The following is a 17,985-nucleotide window of genomic DNA, read 5'->3' on the forward strand; positions in this document are numbered from 1 at the left end:
GACGTCGTTGACCGTCCAATCTCATATAGCTATTGTCTTACTGCCGTAGTTAAAGTCGACAGAACCGGAGGCGCCTCGTTGATCGAGTTCCATCTGGACGGCCACTCCAAGGCGGCCACCTATCTGCAACTGGTGCAGCAGGTCAAACAGGCCCTGCGCACCGGCCTGGCCGAGCCCGGCGACCAGCTGCCGAAGGTGCGCGAGGTCGCCGAGTCCCTCGCGATCAACCCGAACACCGTGCTCAAGGCGTACCGGCAACTGGAGATCGAGGGTCTGGTCGAGGGCCGACCCGGGGTCGGCACCTTCGTCCGGCGGACCCTGGCCGGTCCCGCGCTCGCCGCGCAGAAGGTTCTCCGCCGGGACCTTGAGACGTGGCTACGTCGGGCGCACACCGCCGGGCTCACCGAGGAGGACGTGGTCGCGCTGGTCGAGACCACCCTCCGGACCACGTTTCACAACGGTCGATTTCAGGAGGGAATAGCGTGAGCACGGCACTGGAAACCACCGGCCTGGGCAAGCGGTACGGCCGGGACTGGGCACTGCGGGACTGCTCGCTGACCGTGCCGGCCGGGCGGGTGGCCGCGCTGGTCGGGCCGAACGGCGCCGGCAAGACCACCCTGCTGCACCTCGCGGTCGGACTGCTCCGGCCGGACGCCGGCACGGTACGGGTGCTCGGCCGGTCCCCCGCCGAGGACCCGGACCTGCTGTCCCGGATCGGGTTCGTCGCCCAGGACACCCCGCTGTACCGCGACTTCACCGCGGCCGAGCTGATCACCATGGGCGGGAAGCTCAACCGGCGCTGGGACGCGGACCTGGCCCGGCAGCGGATGGAACAACTCCGGCTCCCCCTCGACCGCCGGGTCGGGAAGCTGTCCGGCGGGCAACGCGCCCAGGTGGCCCTCGCCCTCGCGCTGGCCAAACGGCCCGACCTGCTGCTGCTGGACGAGCCGGTGGCCAGCCTGGACCCGCTGGCCCGGCGCGAGTTCATGCAGGCGCTGATGGGGGCGGTGGCCGAGCATGGCAGCACCGTCCTGCTCTCCTCGCACCTGCTCGGCGACCTGGAACGGGTCTGCGACTACCTCATCGTGCTACAGGCGGCCCGGGTGCAGGTGCTCGGCGACGTGGAGTCCCTGCTGGCCGAACACCGGCTGCTGGTCGGACCGCGCCGCGACGACACCGCCCGCGCCGACCTCGGCACCGTGGTCCGGGAGAGCCACACCGACCGGCAGACCACGCTGCTGGTCCGCACCGACCGGCCCATCGTCGATCCGGCCTGGACCGTCAGTGACGTCACCCTGGAGGATCTCGTGCTCGCGTACCTCGCCGACCCGTCCGCCGGCGCCCTGCCCGGACCGGGCCGTACCGGACTGGAGGCCATCCGATGATCTGGCTCACCTGGCGGCAGCACCGGGCGCAGTTCCTGGCCGCCCTGCTCGGCTTCGCCGCCATCGCGGTCGTCATGGTGCTGACCGGTCTGGCCATGCGACACGCCTTCACCGACGCCGGCCTGCCAAGCTGCCTGCCCAAGGCCACCGGTGCCGAGTTCAACGCCACCGCGCCCGGCGCGCCGGGCGCGGACCCGGCCGTCGGGGACTGCCGGGGGCTCGCCAGGCAGTTCGCCGACCGGTACGAGACTCTCAGCGGCGTGCTGGCGATCCTGTTCGTCATGCTGCCCCTGTTCGTCGGCCTGTTCTTCGGCGCCCCGCTCGTGGCCCGGGAGGTGGAGCAGGGCACCCACCGGCTCGTCTGGACCCAGGGCATCAGCCGACGCCGGTGGGCGCTGGTGAAGTTCGGTGTGATCGGTGCGGTCACCCTGGTCCTGGCCGGCGCGTTCGCCGCCCTGTCCACCTGGTGGGTCGATCCGCTGGCCCGGGCCTCCGGAGAGGGCTTCAACTATCTCTTCTTCGACCAGCGCGGCCTCGTGCCGGCGGCGTACACGCTGTTCGCGGTGGCCCTGGGCACGGCCGCCGGCACCCTCTGGCGCAAGGGGTTGCCCGCCATGGCCGCGACCCTGGTCACCTTCATCGCCGTCCGGGTCGCGGTCGCCGCGCTGGCCCGTCCCCGCTTCCTGCCGGTCCGGAGGCTGACCGAGCTGATCACCGCGCCCCGGGAGATCAACCGGCTACACGGTGACTGGATCGTCAGCGTGGGGGTGTACCGGGCGGACGGCACGCTGATGGTGGGTAGCGGCCAGATCGGTTGTCCGAAGGAGGACGCACAGTGCGTCCAGCAGTTCGGCGCCGGGGCGTACAACGAGTGGATCGTGCAACCGGTCGAACGGTTCTGGACGTTCCAGTGGATCGAGTCGGGCATCTTCGTGGCGCTCGCCGCCCTGCTGATCTGGCTCGCGGTCCACCAGGTCCGCCGCCGCATCTCCTAACCAGCCGCCACGCGGACGCCCGCGCTACTGGGGATCTTGGAATCGTGCTGCCCTTCCTGGGGTAGCACGATTCCAAGATCTGCGAAAGTCCCGGGGCGGGCCGCCGAGTCCCGGGGCGGGCCGTCGGCGGACGGGGCGGGCCGTCGGCGGACGGGGCGGGCCGTCGGCGGACGGGCGGGCCGTCGGCGGACGGGCGGGCTGGTTCAGCCTGTGGCGAACGCGGGCCGTCCGGGCTCGCGCCGGGCCTCGTCGCCCGCTCGAATGGACCGTGACACGGGGCTGAGAGAGGGGTCGGACGATGGCACCGACGGCGGCGTACGACGAGATCGCGGACTGGTACGAACACTCCTTCATGGCGGACCAGCGGGCCGCCGGCGACCCGCTGGGGATCCAGGCCGTCCTGGACGACCTGCTCGGATCGGGTTCGGGAAACTGTCTGGAGATCGGCTGCGGCGGTGGGGTACACGCCGCCCAGCTCCGCGGGCTCGGCTGGACCCCGATCGGGGTCGACCTGTCCACCGGGATGCTGCGGCATGCCCGGGGCCGGTTGCCCGCCGCCCGCGCCGACGCCGCCCGGCTGCCGGTCCGGACCGGCTCGCTGCCGGCGGTGATCACCGTGATGGCGCACACCGACATGCCGGACTATCCGCGCGTGCTCCGCGAGGCCGCCCGGGTCCTGGCTCCGGGCGGCGTCTTCGTACACGTCGGTGTGCATCCCTGCTTCTGCGGTGGGTTCGCCGATCGCAGCGATCCGTCGGCGGTGCTGATCCGGCCCGGCTACCTCGACGGACACTGGACCACCGACTCGTGGACCAGGCAGGGCATCCGCGACAAGGTCGGCGCCAACCACTGGCCCCTGCCGGACCTGCTGCACGACATCCTCGCGGCCGGGCTGACCCTGGACCGGTTCGCCGAGGGCGGCCCCCCGACTCCCATCGTGCTCGCCGTACGGGCCCGCAAGCCGGCCTGACCTGCGTCGTTGCGCCACTGGCCCGACCGCGTCCCACTCCGGGACGGGATTGGGGCCGTGCGAGCGCCGGCCGGCTCGGGTCAGGGCCAGCGCGGGGCGGCTCTGAGTCGGCCGGGGACGATAGGGAGGGCGCCCAGCCAGGCGGCCGGTCGCGTCAGCGAGACGGGACGGTGGCCGGCGTGGGGCGGTGAGGTGGGGTGTCCCAGCCCCGGGGAAGTTCGGGCACCGGCCAGGTGGGGTCGGGCCGCCACGCCGCCCATTCCTCGTCCCACCAGCGCCGTCCGGCGTCCAGCAGGGCCGCGATCCGATCGCCCTCGGCCCGGATCTCCGCCTCGCGCCCGGGATACCAGCCCTCGGCCAGCCGCTCGGCGAACAGCTCGACGTCCTTCCAGACGTACCGGTCCGCGCCGGCCGGCCACCACAGGTCCAGCTCGTGGTCGAGGGTGTCGATGCCGAGCGGGGTACGCCGGTACGGGTCCTGGAGGTTGAAGTACCAGCCCGCGAAGGTCCGGTCCGCGCCGGTCCAGAAGACATCCACCGAATGCGCCTCACCCGGCCGGTGCAGCATCAGCTTGCCGTGCCCGGCCCAACGGTCGCGCGCGCCCTGCCAGGGATGACGGCTGGCCGAGATGTTCCCCGCCGGGAACCCGAACGGCGCACCCGGCGGCACGTAGAGAGCCAGCACCTCGGGACTGTCCCGTACACAGATCGTCGGGAAGGCGATCCAGACCTCGTCCCGGAGGGTCTCCCGGCGCAGGACCACCTCGCCCGGCGCGAACCGCCGATCGGTCTCGGTCACCGTGCCAGGGTAGCCAGCCCCGGTGGGTCGGGCCGGCACGGCGCACCGGTCCGACACGATGCGACAAAACAGGCCGGGACAGCGGCGCGACAAACAGGCCGGGACAGCGGCGCGACAAACGGGCCGGGACGGCGGCGGGACAAACAGGCCGGGACGGCGGCCGGGCCGGGGGAACCCGGCCGCCGTCGGTTCAACCGGTCTCGCCGGACCGTTCACCGGCGAGCGGCCCGGCCGTCCGGGATGCCGGTGCCAGGGGTACGGCGGCCAACTCGTCGGCCAACTCGGCCTCCCGACTGATCAGGTCCGGTTCGTCGGCGGGCCGGCCGCGCGGAGTGAACAGCGAGGCCACGGCACCGACCAGGGCCATCACGATGGCCAACCAGAACACGATCACCAGACCGTCGTGGAACGGCCCGGAGATCAGGTGCGGGAAGAACTGCCGCCCGGTGAGCGCGTGCGCGTTCGCGGCCGGCAGGGCGCCGAGCAGCGCCGGGCCGAGCAGCGAGGCGATCGGGTTGTAGCCGAGGAACGCGGCGAACAGCGTACCCACGGGTGGCAGCTGGGCGATCGCGTGCGCGGCGGACGCCGGTACGCCCTGGGCGGTCAGGCCGGAGTCGAGGGTGTTCGGCAGTGACGAGGCGAGGCCGGCCACCATCAGCGAGAAGAACACCCCGATCGACAGCACCATGCCGGCGTTCTGGAACGTCGCCCGCATCCCGGAGGCCGCGCCGCGCAGTCGGGCCGGCACGCTCGACATCACCAGCGAGGTGTTCGGGGCGGCGAACAGGCCACCGCCGAGGCCGTTGAGGAACACCAGGGCGGCGAAGACCGGATAGCTGAAGTCGCTGGGGATCAGCAGCAACCCGGCGAACGAGGCTGCCATCACGACCAGGCCACCGGCGGCGAACAGCCGGGCGCCGAACCGGTCGGACAGCGCGCCCGCGAGCGGACCGGCGGCCAGGAAACCGATGGTGAGCGGCAGCAGGTAGATGCCGGCCCACAATGGCGTCTGCTCGTAGTTGTAGCCGTGCAACGGCAACCAGATGCCCTGCAACCAGATGATCAGCATGAACTGGAGGCCACCGCGGGCGATCGAGGCGAGCAGGCTGGCCGCGTTGCCGCTGGCGAACGCGGCGATCCGGAACAGGCCGAGCGGGAACATCGGCTCGGCCACCCGCGCCTCGATCAGGCAGAACGCGACGAGCACGGCCACCCCGCCGATCAGGCCGGCCAGCACCCAGGGGTTCGTCCAGCCCATGGTGTGCCCGCCGTACGGCTGGATGCCGTACGTGATGCCGGCGAGCAGCGCGGTGAGACCGACCGCGAAGGTGAGGTTGCCCCACCAGTCGATCCGGGCCGGCCGCCGGAGCCCGGTGTCGTGCAGCGACCGGTACGCCCAGACGGTGCCGAGCAGTCCGATGGGGACGTTCACCCAGAACACCGACCGCCAGTTCCACTCGGCGAGCACCCCGCCGAGGACCAGGCCGAGGAACGAGCCGGCGATGCCGGCGACGATGTTGATGCCGAGCGCGGTGCCACGCTGGCGGGCCGGGAACACGTCGGTGATGATCGCCGCCGAGTTGGCCATCAGCATGGACCCACCGACGGCCTGGAGCACCCGCCAGCCGATCAGCCAGAGCGCACCCGCGCCACCGTCGAGCGGGTCGATGGCCAGCAGGATCGAGGTGACGGTGAACAGCGCGAACCCGGCGTTGTAGATCCGCACCCGGCCGTACATGTCGCCGAGCCGGCCCAGGGTGACCACCAGGACGGCGGTGACCAGCATGTAGCCCATCAGCATCCAGAGCAGGTAGCTGACGTTGCCCGGTTCCAGCGGGTTGAGGTGGACACCGTTGAAGATCGCCGGCAGCGAGATCAGCACGATGGACGAGTTGATGGTGGCGAGCAGCGTGCCGAGGGTGGTGTTGGACAGCGCCACCCACTTGTAGTGCGGGTGATCCGCCCCGCCGGCCAGCGCGCCGCGGGCACCACCGCGCGCCGGTCGGCCCGTGGGCGCACCGTTCAGATCCGACTTCGTGGTCACGCCGTCTCCCCCTCGTCTTTGCCGGACCGATCCGGTCCGGTCCCCGCCGCCCAATTCGGGTCCATCGCCGACCCGGTCAGTCGGTCCGCGATCCGCAGTGATCGGGCGAGCGCGGCACGATCCTCGGCCGGCAGCCCGGCGAGCAGGCCCCGCAGCTTCTCCGCCCGGGCGCGACGGCGTTCCCGGATCCGCTCCCGGCCGGCCGCTGTGATCTGGACCAGCACCACTCGCCCGTCGGCCGGGTCACCGGCGCGCTCGGCCAGGCCCTCGCGTTCCAGCCGCGACACGAGTTGCGTCATGGCCGGCTGGGTGACCCCCTCGGCGATCGCCAGGTCGGAGAGCCGATGCGCCCCGAGGTCGTCGAGCCGGGACAGCACAGAGGCCGCCGTGAGGCTCAGCCCGTCCGGCGCGGTCGCCCGGCGGAGCACCCGCATCAACCGCTCGAAATCACAGACCAGCCGGTCGAGATCGGTCGCCGGTGGCCGGGCTTCCTCCGAGGCTGTCACCCGAAATTTATATCAGCCGCTTATAGAAGCTGCTTATGTATCTGGACGGACTGTTGCCAGCGCCACAATCTGCCGCCGGACGGAGGGTTCCGGCGGGCGGCGGGTCCCGACGGGCGGAGGGCCCCGGCGGACAGAGGGTCCCGGCGGGCGGCGGGCCTCAGGCGGCGGCCCGCCATTCGCTGGCGAGCAGGCCGTAGATGACTTCGTCGGTCCACTCCCCCTTGACGAACTCGTTCTCCCGCAGGTGCGCCTCGCGCCGCATGCCCAGCCGTTCGAGCACCCGGGCCGAGGCGGTGTTGCGGGCATCCAGCCGTCCCATGATCCGGTGCAGGCCCAGCCCGTCGAATCCGATCCGCAGCAGGGCCGCACCGGCCTCGGTGGCGTATCCCCGGCCGGCGGCGTCCGGGTGGAAGACGTACCCGATCTCACCCTGCCGGTGTTCGGCGCTGATCCAGGCGAGCTGCACGTCCCCGACCAGCCGACCGGTCTCCCGGACCACCACCGCCAGGTTGAGTGAGTCACCACCGACCCGCAACGCCGTACGCTGCCGCCGACGCTTCAGGCTGGCCCGGCTCGCCGCCTCGTCCTCCGGCTCCTCATAGAGGTAGCGCACCACCTCGGGCCGGGACCGGTAGGCGTGCAGCGCCGCCAGATCGGTGGCGACGAAGGGACGCAGGTCCAGCCGCGCGGTCCGGATAGGGTAGTCGGGGGTGAGCACCCCGGCAGGGTACGCCGTCGCTCCGACAGCCGTTCGGTACGGCCGAGGCACCCGGATCGACCGGATCCCACCATCGCGGCAGGCCGCCGGACCGACCTGGTCCCACCATCGCGGCAGGCCGCCGGACCGGCCTGGTCCCTACCATTCCGGCAGGTTGCCTCGCCGAGACTCAGCTCCCGCATGACGTCCGTGCCTGTCAGCCATATCTATGACTCACAGGCATGGACGGTGAAGGACGGGTACCAACAGCCGAGATTACGGTCGGTAACGACATCTCCGGTTCCGGCCCCGTTGGCGCGACGTGGACTGGCCGCAGACGCGACGGACCGACCCGGAGGTACGACGGATCAACCGGGCCGGCCGGGCGTCATCGAGTCCGTCGGGTCAGCCGACGGCGGCCATGATCTCGTCGGACACGTCGAAGTTCGCGTAGACGTTCTGCACGTCGTCGCAGTCCTCCAGCACGTCGATCAGCTTGAAGATCCGGCGGGCGCCGTCCTCGTCCAGCGGCACGTTCACGCTGGGGATCAGCGACGACTCGGCCGACTCGTACTCGATGTCCGCGTCCTGCAGCGCAGACCGCACGGCGAGCAGGTCGCCCGGCTCGCTCACCACCTCGTACGCCTCGTCCAGGTCGTTGACCTCCTCGGCGCCGGCGTCCAGGACGGCCATCAGCACGTCGTCCTCGCTCAGCCCGTTCTTCGGAACGATCACCACGCCCTTGCGGGAGAACATGTACGACACCGAGCCGGCGTCGGCCAGCGAGCCACCGTTGCGGGTCAGCGCGGTGCGTACCTCGGTGGCCGCCCGGTTGCGGTTGTCGGTGAGGCACTCGATGAGCAGCGCCACGCCGTTCGGCCCGTACCCCTCGTACAAGATGGTCTGCCAGTCGGCGCCGCCGGCCTCCAACCCGGAGCCGCGCTTGACGGCGCGGTCGATGTTGTCGTTGGGGACCGAGTTCTTCTTGGCCTTCTGGATGGCGTCGTACAGCGTCGGGTTGCCGGCCGGGTCACCACCACCGGTCCGGGCCGCCACCTCGACGTTCTTGATCAGCTTGGCGAACATCTTGCCGCGCTTGGCGTCGATGACCGCCTTCTTGTGCTTGGTGGTCGCCCACTTGGAGTGGCCGGACATCTGCTACCTCCGTTGTTCCCGCCGTCTGCCTCGACCGCCCCGCACGACCCGCCAACTCCACGCGGAGACCCCGTCTGACACGGGGTGGACAGCCGTGGCGGGCAGAAGGCCCTGCCGAACCGCCGTCAATCCTACCGAGGCCCGACCGGCGGGCGTCAGGGGCGGGGCGCGATGTCCGACTTCGCCCCGCGGACGAGATCGACGAAGTACGCGTGAACCCGGTGGTCACCGGTCAGCTCCGGGTGGAACGAGGTGGCCATCAGGTTGCCCTGCCGGACCGCCACGATCCGCCCGGCGGCCGGGCCCTCGGTGACCCGGCCGAGCACCCGTACCTCGTCGGCGACCCGTTCCACCCACGGCGCCCGGATGAAGACGGCGTGGAAGTCGGGACCCGACATCCCCTCGATCCGGACCGGAACCTCGAACGAGTCCACCTGGCGCCCGAAGGCGTTGCGCCGGACCGTCATGTCGATGCCGGCGAAGCTCCGCTGGTCGGGCCGTCCGTCGAGCACCTCGGTGGCCAGCATGATCATGCCGGCGCACGACCCGTACGCCGGCATTCCCTCGCCGAGGCGCTTGCGGATCGGCTCCAGCAGTTCGAAGATCTCGGCCAGCTTGCTGATCGTGGTGGACTCCCCGCCGGGGATGACGAGCGCGTCCACGTCGTCCAGCTCGGCCGGACGGCGGACCGGAACGGCCCGCGCCCCGGACTCGACCAACGCCCGCAGGTGTTCCCGGACGTCGCCCTGCAGCGCGAGGACGCCGATGACCGGCTGACTCATTCCCGAGGTTCCCTTCCGGACACGTTGACCGGGCGCGCGTTTGGCGCGCGTTTGTGGACGGGGCGCGTTAAACGGGGGCCCCTCCTATACCGAAAGCGATAAGAGGGGGCCCTTCCTTTCGACTCACCAGCCGCGTTCGGCCAGCCGGTGCGGCTGCGGGACCTCCTCGACGTTGATCCCGACCATCGCCTCACCCAGGCCCCGGGAGACCTTGGCGAGCATGTCCGGGTCGTCGTGGAAGGTGGTCGCCTTGACGATCGCGGCGGCGCGCTGCGCCGGGTTGCCGGACTTGAAGATGCCCGAGCCGACGAACACGCCCTCGGCGCCGAGCTGCATCATCATCGCCGCGTCGGCCGGGGTGGCGATGCCGCCCGCGGTGAACAGCACCACCGGCAGCTTGCCGGCCTGGGCGACCTCCTTGACCAGCTCGTACGGCGCCTGCAACTCCTTGGCCGCGACGTACAGCTCGTCCGGGGACAGCGAGGTGAGCCGGCGGATCTCGCCGCCGATCTTCCGCATGTGGGTGGTGGCGTTGGAGACGTCGCCCGTGCCGGCCTCACCCTTCGACCGGATCATCGCGGCGCCCTCGGTGATCCGCCGCAGCGCCTCGCCGAGGTTGGTCGCCCCGCACACGAAGGGGACGGTGAACGCCCACTTGTCGATGTGGTTGGCGTAGTCGGCCGGGGTGAGCACCTCGGACTCGTCGACGTAGTCGACACCGAGCGACTGGAGGATCTGCGCCTCCACGAAGTGGCCGATCCGGGCCTTGGCCATCACCGGGATCGAGACGGCGTTGATGATGCCGTCGATCATGTCGGGGTCGCTCATCCGGGACACGCCGCCCTGGGCGCGGATGTCGGCGGGGACCCGTTCCAGCGCCATCACCGCGACCGCGCCGGCGTCCTCGGCGATCTTCGCCTGGTCGGGCGTGACGACGTCCATGATCACGCCACCCTTGAGCATCTCGGCCATCCCGCGCTTGACGCGGGCGGTGCCGACGACGGGAGTGGCGGCGGGCTGGGTGGTGTCCGACACGGTGTCCTCACTCAAACTGGGCGGTGGGCTGTCTCAGGCTGCTGGGACCCGAGTTTACGTCCGGATCCAACAGCCGCCGACGACCAATCGAGCCCACGGTGGCCTGCCGTGTGGCGTGGATAACCCGCCGCCACCGACGCGCGGGACGCCGGGCCACTCGGGACGCCGGGCCACTCGGGACCCCGGGCCACTCGGGGACCGCCGGGCGCTAGCCGACCGAGATGTCCGGCTGGGCCACCAGGGTGGGATCGTCGATGTCGAAGTAGCTCGGCCGGTCGTGCCGGCGGTTCATCCGAAACAACCGGACAATCCACCTGTTTCGCGCTAACAGCGCATCTCTCACCAGATCGGTGTGAACCTGGCGAACCAGCGCCAACCGCCGGCTCGCGGCCACCACGGCCAGCGCCGCCGGATCGTCCGGCCGGAGCGCGGTCGCCCGGAGTTGCCGGGTGAGGTCGTTCTCGGCGGCCTCCCGCTCGTCCGGCTCGGCGTCCAGCGCGATCCGCGCCGCCGCGTACAGCTCGGTCGCGTACCGGTCCTCGGCGAGCACCGCGGCCGCCGCCGCCCGGCGCAGCAGGTGCGCGTCCAGCGCCCGGGCCGCCGAGGCCGCCCGGGCGTGCAGTCGCTCGACCCGCGCCGACGTCCAACCGAGGTACGCCGCCACGAGCCCGAGCGCCGCCACCACGCCCACCACCCACCACATGCCCGGCATCGTAGTGTCGCCGCCGCAGGGCGACGCCCGCGCCACCGCCCAGCCGGCTCCGATCAGCGTGGTCCGCCCGGCCGGCTCCGATCAGCGTGGTCCGAGCCAGTCCTCGTCGACGACCCGACCGTCGGTCGCCTCGATCGCGGTCTCGTACACCTCCAGCACCCGGCGGGCCACGACCGGCCAGTCGTACCGGGACACCACCTCCGTGGCGCAGGCGACCAGCCGCCGGCGCTCGGTGGCGTCCTCGAGCAGGACGGCCAGCGCGGTTTTCAACGCCGCCGCGTCGCCGGTCGGGAAGAGCCGGCCGGCCCGGCCGCCGTCGAGGACCCGGCGGAACGCGTCGAGGTCGCTCGCCACCACCGCCGTACCGGCGGCCATCGCCTCGGTGAGGATCATCCCGAACGACTCGCCGCCGGTGTTCGGGGCCACGTAGAGATCGACGCTACGCAGCATCCGGGCCTTGTCCGGCTCGCTGACCAGGCCCAGGTGGGTGATCCGGTCACGCAGGTCGGCCGGTACGCCCGCGTACAGCTCGGCGACCTCGCCGGGGCCCGCGACCAGCAGCCGCAGTCCCGGCCGGGTCCGGGCGAGCGTGACGAAGGCGTCCCGCAGCACCGGGAAGCCCTTGCGCGGCTCGGTGAACCGGCCGAGGAAGCCCACCGTCCCGCCGGTGCCCGGTCCGGTCGGTCCGGGCCAGCCGGGCAGCGGCTCGGCGTGGGCGAACTTCGCCACCGCGACCCCGTTGGGGATCTCCACCGCACCGCCGTCCAGATGCTCGACCTGCACCCGCCGGGCCAGCGCGCTCACCGCGATCCGCGCGGTGATCTTCTCCAGGACCAGTTGCAGGATGCCCTGCGCGGCGGCCAACGCGCGGGACCGGGTCATCGCGGTGTGGAAGGTGGCCACCACCGGGCCGCGGGCCGACAGCACCGCGAGCAGCGAGATGCTCAGCGTCAGCGGTTCGTGTACGTGCAGGACGTCGAAGTCGCCCCGGGACAGCCAGCGCCGGACCCGGGCGGTGGAGACCGGCCCGAACGCGATCCGCGCCACCGACCCGTTGTAGGGCAGCGGGACGGCCCGGCCGGCCGCCACCACGTACGGCGGCAGCGCGGAGTCCTCGTCCGCGGGAGCGAGCACGCTCACCTCGTGACCGAGCCCGATCAGCGCCTCCGCCAGGTCGGTCACGTGGTTCTGCACGCCGCCCGGCACGTCGAACGAGTACGGGCACACGATGCCGATCCGCACTCCGCCCCTTCCCGTGCGTCAGGCCGGACCAGAGGCGGCCAGATCAGCCGGATCAACCGGATCGGCCGGGCCGGTCGGGCCGGTCGGTTCGTCCAGCCACATCCGCTGCAACATGTGCCAGTCCTCGGGATGCCGGGCGATTCCGGCGGCGAGCTGGTCGGCGATCCGCTGGGTCACCACGGCCACCCGCTCGGACAGGGTGCCCGTCTCCGGCGCGGGCAGCTCGACCGGACCGACCAGCCGGGCCCGTGGCCCCGCGGCCTCGAACCACAGGTCCGCCGTGTAGAGCGGGGCGCCGGTGCGCAGGGCGAGCAGCGCCGGCCCGGCCGGCATCCGGGTGCGCTGACCGAAGAAGGTCACCGGCACGCCACGCTTCGACAGGTCCCGGTCGGCCAGCAGCGGTACGACGTGTCCCTTGCCCAACCGGTCGGCCAGGATGCCCAACGGCGGTTGACCCCCCGTCAGCGGGACGATCTCCATGCCCAGGCTCTCGCGGAACTCCAGGAACCGGCGGTAGAGGCTCTCCGGTTTCAGCCGTTCGGCCACGGTGCTCAGCGGCCACCCCATCGCGGTCACCCAGGCACCGGCGGCGTCCCAGTTGCCCGCGTGCGGCAGCGCGATCACCACCCCCCGGCCGGCGGCCACCGCCGCGGCCAGCTCCTCCTCGCCGTCCAGCCGGAACCACGTCCGGACCGTCGCCCGGTCCAGCGTCGGCAGCCGGAACGCCTCCAGGTAGTACCGCGCGTACGACCGCAGTCCCCGCCGTACCAGGTCATCCAGCTCGGCCGCCGGCAGCTCCGGGCCCACGACGTGGCGAAGGTTGTCGGCCAGCCGGCGGACTCCGCGACCGCCGCCGCGGTACGCCCGGTCGGCACCCGCGGTGAAGGCCGCGGCGGCGACCCGCCGGGGCAGCATCCGGACCAGTCGCCATCCGGCGGCGTAGCCGAGGTCGACCAGACTCACGCGCCCGCGCCCAGGTCGGCCCGCTGTGCCTGCCGGTGGACGTGCGCGATCCGCTGGCCGACCGTCACCAGGGACAGGGCGGCCAGCAGCCACAGCGCGGTGGGCAGGGCCCAGCTCACCCCGAGCCCGGTGAACAGGCCACCGATCCCCACGATGATCAACCGCTCGGTGCGTTCGGCGATGCCCACGTTGCAGGTCATCCCGAGCCCCTCGGCCCGGGCCTTGACGTAGGAGACGAGCTGACCGAGGACCAGGCAGCACAGCGCCGCCGCGACCCCGGCGTGGTTACCCCGGGTGGCCAGCAGATAGGTGACCGCGCCGAAGACCGCGCCGTCGGCGACCCGGTCCATGCTCGAATCGAGGAATGCGCCGAACCGGGACGACCCACCCCGCATCCGGGCCATCGTCCCGTCGAGCATGTCGGTGAGGGCGAAGAGCGTGACGATCAGCGCCCCGGCGACGAGGTGGCCGCGGGCGCCGAAGCCCAACGCTCCCACCAGGCAGCCGAGGGTGCCGGTCACGGTCACCGCGTTGGGTGAGACGCCGGCGCGCAGGAGGGTGCGGGCGACCGGCTCGACGACGTGGGCCAGCACCCCGCGTACGGAGACTTGGAAGATCTTTGCCATGGCGGGTCCCACGATAACGGTCGCCACCTGCCGGCGGGTACGCCCGGGGCCGCCGAGTTGGGCGTACAGGGTTGTGTCGGGCCGATTACGGGTGTGGGATCGAGCCAGGGAACGTGAGCTACCTCACCACAACACACTTCGGGTGAACGGCGCGCAACGGGCCGGGGCGAGGATGTCGCCCGTATCGCCCGGGCCGCTCCCGCAGCGCGGCGGTCGCCACCCACGCGAGGGAGGTGCGCCCATGGCGCAGAAGAATCAGGAGAAAGGTGTCACCGGCACGGTGCCGGTGGTGACCGGACCCGACAGGGTTCGCAACGTGGTGCTGGTCGGGCACTCCGGCGCCGGGAAGACGACCCTGGTGGAGGCGCTGCTCACGGCCACCGGCACGATCAGCCGCGCCGGAACCGTCGCCGACGGCACCACGACCTGCGACTACGATCCGGCGGCCGTCCGGCAGCAGCGGTCGGTGACGCTGGCCTGCGCCCCGGTCCTGCACAACGGGGTCAAGGTCAACCTGCTGGACACGCCCGGGTACGCGGACTTCGTCGGGGAGTTGCGCGCCGGGCTGCGCGCCGCCGACGCGGCGCTGTTCGTGGTCTCCGCGGTGGATGGCATGGACGCCGCCACCGGTGCGCTGTGGGCGGAGTGTGCCGCCGTCGGCATGCCCCGCGCGGTCGCGGTGGCCCGGCTGGACCACCAGCGGGCCGACTTCGACGAGACCGTGGCGCTCTGCCAGCGGGTCTTCGGGGACAACGTGCTGCCGCTGTACCTGCCGATGCTGGCCGACGACGGCGTCTCGGTGGCGGGACTGCTCGGGCTGATCACCCGCCGGATCTTCGACTACTCGGCCGGCCTGCCGGCCCAGATCCGCGAACCCGACCCGGAACACCTGCCGGCGATCACCGAGTCCCGCAACGAGCTGATCGAGGGCGTCATCGCCGAGAGCGAGGACGAGACGCTGCTGGACCGCTACCTCGGCGGCGAGGAGATCGAGACGGAGGTGCTGATCGCCGACCTGGAGAAGGCGGTGGCCCGCGGGCACTTCTATCCGGTGGTGCCGGTGTGCGCCGAGACCGGCGTCGGCGTCGACGCCCTGCTGGAACTGCTGACCGCCGCGTTCCCGTCGCCGCTGGAGCACGACCTGCCGGTGGTCACCGGCGTGGACGGCTCACCCCGTCCGCCGTTGACCTGCGACCCGGCCGGACCGGTGGTCGCCGAGGTGGTCAAGACCACCATCGACCGGCACGTGGGGCGGGTGTCGCTGGTCCGGGTCTTCTCCGGGACGCTGCGACCCGACCTGACGGCGCACGTCGCCGGGCACGGAATGGCCGAGCGGGGCCATCCGGACCACGATGCCGACGAGCGGATCGGGCACCTCTACAGTCCGCTCGGCGCCGCGCTGCGGGAGGTGCCGGAGTGCGTCGCGGGCGACCTGTGCGCGATCACCAAGTCGGGCACCGCGGAGACCGGTGACACCATCTCGGCCAAGGACGACCCGCTGCTGGTCGAGCCCTGGGAGATGCCCGAGCCGCTGCTGCCGGTGGCCATCGTCGCCCGCAGCCGGGCCGACGAGGACGCGCTGGCGAAGAACCTGGCCCGACTGGTGGCCGGCGACCCGACCCTGCGGCTGGACCGCAATCCCGAGACCCACCAGCTGGTGCTCTGGTGCATGGGCGAGGCGCACGCCGACGTGGTGCTCGACCGGCTGCGCAGCGGCGGCGTCGACCTGGAGACCGAGCCGGTCCGGGTGGCGCTGCGCGAGACGTTCGCGGTGGCCGCCAAGGGCCACGGGCGGCACGTGAAGCAGTCCGGCGGCCACGGCCAGTACGCCGTGTGCGACATCGAGGTGGAACCGTTGCCCCGGGGCAGCGGCTTCGAGTTCGCCGAGCGGGTGGTCGGCGGCGCGGTGCCGCACAACTACATCCCGTCGGTGGAGAAGGGCGTGCGGGCCCAACTGGAGCGGGGCATCGTGGCCGGCTACCCGATGGTCGACCTGCGGGTGACGCTGGTGGACGGCAAGGCGCACAGCGTCGACTCGTCCGACGCGGCGTTCCAGACCGCCGGCGCCCTTGCCCTGCGCGAGGCCGCCGAACGGGGCCAGGTCGCCCTCCTGGAACCGGTGGACGAGGTGCTGATCCAGGTGCCCGAGCAGTTCGTGGGTGCGGTGATGAGCGACATGTCCGGCCGGCGCGGCCGGGTGCTCGGCACCGAGGCGGACCCGGAGGCGGCGGACCGGACGCTCATCCGCGCCGAGGTGCCGGCCACCGAGCTGATCCGGTACGCCGTGGAGCTGCGCTCGATGACCTCCGGCGCCGGCACCTTCCGCCGGTCGTTCGCGCGGCATGATCCGATGCCGCAACACCTGGCCGAGCAGGTCCGTAAGGAGCACGCCGCCCGTACCGGCCACTGAGTAGCGGTTAGGAGGGGGCCCTTCCTATACAAGATGCGATAACAGGGGGCCCTTCCTTACCCCTGAGTCCAGGCGGTGGCGATCAGGTCGCGGGTGTCGACCAGCAGCTGCGGCAGCACCTTCGTGCGGCCGATCACCGGCATGAAGTTGGCGTCTCCGCCCCAGCGGGGCACGACGTGCTGGTGCAGGTGGGCGGCGATGCCCGCGCCGGCCACCCCGCCCTGGTTCATCCCGATGTTGAACCCGTGCGCCCCGCTGACCTTCCGGATCACCCGCATGGCCCGCTGGGTGAACGACGCCAGCTCGGCGGTCTCCTCGGCGGTCAGCTCGGTGTAGTCCGCCACGTGCCGGTACGGGCAGATCAGCAGGTGACCCGGGTTGTACGGATAGAGGTTGAGCACGGCGTACACCGACTCGCCCCGGGTGACCACCAGGCTGTCGTCACCGCTCTTGCCCGGCGCCTGGCAGAACGGGCACCCCGCCGGCTTCTCGTAGCCCCCCTCCGGGGAGTCCTGCCCGGAGATGTAGGTCATCCGGTGCGGTGTCCACAACCGCTCCAGACCGTCGGCCAGGTCCGTGTGCGCGTCCCGCTGCCCAGTCACACCGGCGATAATACGATCAGCGGATCGGATGCCAGCCATCCGTACCGGCCAGGTAGTCGCGCGGGGTCAGCGCGCTCGCCTGCTCCTCGCTCAGTTGCGGCCGGTCCGGGCCGGTCCCGGCGCCCGGACCACGGTTGCGGTGTTCGGCGTACCGGGCCTCCCGCCAGGGCCAGGTGCCGAAGTCGCTCCACGGGGCGGCGGCGATGTGGGCGCCGAGCACGGACTCCCGGACCACCGTCTGGGCGATGGCGTTCGGGTCGTTGCTCGGATGCCAGGGTCGGCCGAGGGAGACGGTGCCCGGCTCGACGTCGCCGGTCAACCGGCACCGCCAGAGCAGGAAGCCGTACGGGTTGGCCCGGTCGGTGCTGGCCGCCGTGACGTACCCGTTGTTGGTGGCCGAGCCCCGGGACAGCGACCGGATCTCGCACCTGTCGAACACGGCGGTCCCCCGGCCGAAGATGAAGTCGACGTCGCCCTCCACGTAACACCGCCGGAAGTAGCTCCGGCTCACCGTGGCGACGTCGGGGCTGTTCACGTAGAGCGTGTCCTGGTTGCCCAGGAAGCGGACGTTGTCGAAGACCAACCGGTCGGCCCGGGTGAGGACGGCGACCGCCTGCCGGTTGGTGATCTCGGGATGCGCCGCCTCGTCGAACGAGTTCGCGAAGCTGAGGTTGCGGGCGGTGAAGTCGGCGCCGGAGATGGTCACCGAGGCGCTGCCGGAGGTCCCCCAGGTGCCACCGTCGGGCTTCGGCGTGCCGTTGGCCCGGTCGTCGGTGATGACCACGTCACCGGGCTGCCGGCCCTGGCCGTGGAACGCGATGTACGGCTTGTCGGCCGGGATGATCACCTGGCCGGTGTACACCCCGGGTCTGATCCGGATGGTGAACGGCTCGGTGTTGCCCGGGGGGACCGCGTCGACGGCGGCCTGGATCCCGGTCACGTCGCCGGAGCCGTCGGCGGCCACCGTGAGGCCCCGGCCCGGAGCGGCGATGGCCGGGCTGCCCAGTACGACCGCCGCCGCCGTGAGAAACGTCCTGCGTCGCATGTCCGCTCCCCGAAATG

General features: G+C 72.0%; 18 protein-coding genes. 5 read left to right on the forward strand and 13 right to left on the reverse strand.

What is annotated here, in order from left to right:
* Positions 1-78 precede the first annotated feature (78 nt).
* The 4 genes from ACXN5W_RS00410 (at position 79) to ACXN5W_RS00425 (ending at position 3,350) form a co-directional block, all read left to right on the forward strand.
* Entirely contained in the window at positions 79-486 is a 408-nt protein-coding gene (locus ACXN5W_RS00410) for a GntR family transcriptional regulator (protein WP_473156062.1), read from the forward strand.
* Complete coding sequence (locus ACXN5W_RS00415; RefSeq protein ID WP_473156063.1) at positions 483-1,385, forward strand: ABC transporter ATP-binding protein; 903 nt, start codon at positions 483-485, stop codon at positions 1,383-1,385. Before ACXN5W_RS00410 ends, ACXN5W_RS00415 begins: the two co-directional genes overlap by 4 nt.
* Entirely contained in the window at positions 1,382-2,380 is a 999-nt protein-coding gene (locus ACXN5W_RS00420) for a transporter (protein ID WP_473156064.1), read from the forward strand. The genes ACXN5W_RS00415 and ACXN5W_RS00420 overlap by 4 nt, the downstream gene beginning before the upstream one ends.
* Positions 2,381-2,678: 298 nt before the next feature.
* Positions 2,679-3,350 (forward strand): class I SAM-dependent methyltransferase, encoded by a 672-nt coding sequence (locus ACXN5W_RS00425; protein ID WP_473156065.1) that lies wholly within the window; start codon positions 2,679-2,681, stop codon positions 3,348-3,350.
* Between the two features lie 154 nt (positions 3,351-3,504).
* Here ACXN5W_RS00425 and ACXN5W_RS00430 read toward each other — a convergent pair whose 3' ends face one another.
* The 11 genes from ACXN5W_RS00430 to pgsA all read right to left on the reverse strand — a co-directional run bounded on the left by ACXN5W_RS00430 (position 3,505) and on the right by pgsA (position 13,911).
* Positions 3,505-4,149 (reverse strand): ribonuclease FAU-1 family protein, encoded by a 645-nt coding sequence (locus ACXN5W_RS00430; RefSeq protein WP_473156066.1) that lies wholly within the window; start codon positions 4,147-4,149, stop codon positions 3,505-3,507.
* Between the two features lie 190 nt (positions 4,150-4,339).
* Complete coding sequence (locus ACXN5W_RS00435) at positions 4,340-6,193, reverse strand: MFS transporter (protein ID WP_473156067.1); 1,854 nt, start codon at positions 6,191-6,193, stop codon at positions 4,340-4,342.
* The gene (locus ACXN5W_RS00440) at positions 6,190-6,699 is read right to left on the reverse strand and encodes a MarR family winged helix-turn-helix transcriptional regulator (protein WP_473156068.1); all 510 of its coding nucleotides are present in this window, start codon (positions 6,697-6,699) and stop codon (positions 6,190-6,192) included. The genes ACXN5W_RS00435 and ACXN5W_RS00440 overlap by 4 nt, the downstream gene beginning before the upstream one ends.
* 157 nt (positions 6,700-6,856) lie before the next feature.
* Positions 6,857-7,417 (reverse strand): GNAT family N-acetyltransferase, encoded by a 561-nt coding sequence (locus tag ACXN5W_RS00445; RefSeq protein ID WP_473156069.1) that lies wholly within the window; start codon positions 7,415-7,417, stop codon positions 6,857-6,859.
* A gap of 384 nt (positions 7,418-7,801) precedes the next feature.
* Positions 7,802-8,551: a YebC/PmpR family DNA-binding transcriptional regulator gene (locus ACXN5W_RS00450; protein ID WP_473156070.1), complete on the reverse strand. Its 750-nt coding sequence runs from the start codon at positions 8,549-8,551 to the stop codon at positions 7,802-7,804.
* A 155-nt stretch (positions 8,552-8,706) separates the two neighbouring features.
* Entirely contained in the window at positions 8,707-9,333 is a 627-nt protein-coding gene (gene pdxT / locus ACXN5W_RS00455; RefSeq protein WP_473156071.1) for a pyridoxal 5'-phosphate synthase glutaminase subunit PdxT, read from the reverse strand.
* Positions 9,334-9,456: 123 nt separating this feature from the next.
* On the reverse strand, positions 9,457-10,368 hold the full coding sequence (gene pdxS, locus ACXN5W_RS00460) for a pyridoxal 5'-phosphate synthase lyase subunit PdxS (protein WP_473156072.1): 912 nt from the start codon (positions 10,366-10,368) through the stop codon (positions 9,457-9,459).
* A 208-nt stretch (positions 10,369-10,576) separates the two neighbouring features.
* Complete coding sequence (locus tag ACXN5W_RS00465; RefSeq protein ID WP_473156073.1) at positions 10,577-11,071, reverse strand: hypothetical protein; 495 nt, start codon at positions 11,069-11,071, stop codon at positions 10,577-10,579.
* A gap of 90 nt (positions 11,072-11,161) precedes the next feature.
* Complete coding sequence (locus tag ACXN5W_RS00470) at positions 11,162-12,322, reverse strand: glycosyltransferase family 4 protein (RefSeq protein WP_473156074.1); 1,161 nt, start codon at positions 12,320-12,322, stop codon at positions 11,162-11,164.
* Between the two features lie 18 nt (positions 12,323-12,340).
* Positions 12,341-13,285, reverse strand: a complete 945-nt coding sequence (locus ACXN5W_RS00475) for a phosphatidylinositol mannoside acyltransferase (protein ID WP_473156075.1) — start codon at positions 13,283-13,285, stop codon at positions 12,341-12,343.
* Positions 13,282-13,911 (reverse strand): phosphatidylinositol phosphate synthase, encoded by a 630-nt coding sequence (pgsA, locus tag ACXN5W_RS00480; RefSeq protein WP_473156076.1) that lies wholly within the window; start codon positions 13,909-13,911, stop codon positions 13,282-13,284. The genes ACXN5W_RS00475 and pgsA overlap by 4 nt, the downstream gene beginning before the upstream one ends.
* A 241-nt stretch (positions 13,912-14,152) precedes the next feature.
* Here pgsA and ACXN5W_RS00485 point away from each other — a divergent pair, with 241 nt between their 5' ends.
* On the forward strand, positions 14,153-16,321 hold the full coding sequence (locus tag ACXN5W_RS00485) for an elongation factor G-like protein EF-G2 (RefSeq protein ID WP_473156077.1): 2,169 nt from the start codon (positions 14,153-14,155) through the stop codon (positions 16,319-16,321).
* 56 nt (positions 16,322-16,377) lie between these two features.
* Here the strand turns inward: ACXN5W_RS00485 and ACXN5W_RS00490 are convergent, their stop codons facing one another.
* Positions 16,378-16,893 carry an HIT family protein gene (locus tag ACXN5W_RS00490; RefSeq protein WP_473156293.1) on the reverse strand — a complete coding sequence of 172 codons (516 nt, stop codon included), beginning with the start codon at positions 16,891-16,893 and terminating at the stop codon, positions 16,378-16,380.
* A gap of 46 nt (positions 16,894-16,939) precedes the next feature.
* Positions 16,940-17,968, reverse strand: a complete 1,029-nt coding sequence (locus tag ACXN5W_RS00495) for a pectinesterase family protein (protein ID WP_473156078.1) — start codon at positions 17,966-17,968, stop codon at positions 16,940-16,942.
* Positions 17,969-17,985: the final 17 nt, after the last annotated feature.

Source organism: Plantactinospora sp. A48, from assembly GCF_055793945.1.

Excerpts from the sequence above, each read along its gene's own strand:
- ACXN5W_RS00425 (WP_473156065.1), top strand. The coding sequence starts at position 2,679 with ATGGCACCGACGGCGGCGTACGACGAGATCGCGGACTGGTACGAACAC.
- ACXN5W_RS00495 (WP_473156078.1), bottom strand. The coding sequence starts at position 17,968 with ATGCGACGCAGGACGTTTCTCACGGCGGCGGCGGTCGTACTGGGCAGC.
- ACXN5W_RS00420 (WP_473156064.1), top strand. The coding sequence starts at position 1,382 with ATGATCTGGCTCACCTGGCGGCAGCACCGGGCGCAGTTCCTGGCCGCC.
- pgsA (WP_473156076.1), bottom strand. The coding sequence starts at position 13,911 with ATGGCAAAGATCTTCCAAGTCTCCGTACGCGGGGTGCTGGCCCACGTC.
- pdxT (WP_473156071.1), bottom strand. The coding sequence starts at position 9,333 with ATGAGTCAGCCGGTCATCGGCGTCCTCGCGCTGCAGGGCGACGTCCGG.
- ACXN5W_RS00450 (WP_473156070.1), bottom strand. The coding sequence starts at position 8,551 with ATGTCCGGCCACTCCAAGTGGGCGACCACCAAGCACAAGAAGGCGGTC.
- ACXN5W_RS00485 (WP_473156077.1), top strand. The coding sequence starts at position 14,153 with ATGGCGCAGAAGAATCAGGAGAAAGGTGTCACCGGCACGGTGCCGGTG.
- ACXN5W_RS00465 (WP_473156073.1), bottom strand. The coding sequence starts at position 11,071 with ATGTGGTGGGTGGTGGGCGTGGTGGCGGCGCTCGGGCTCGTGGCGGCG.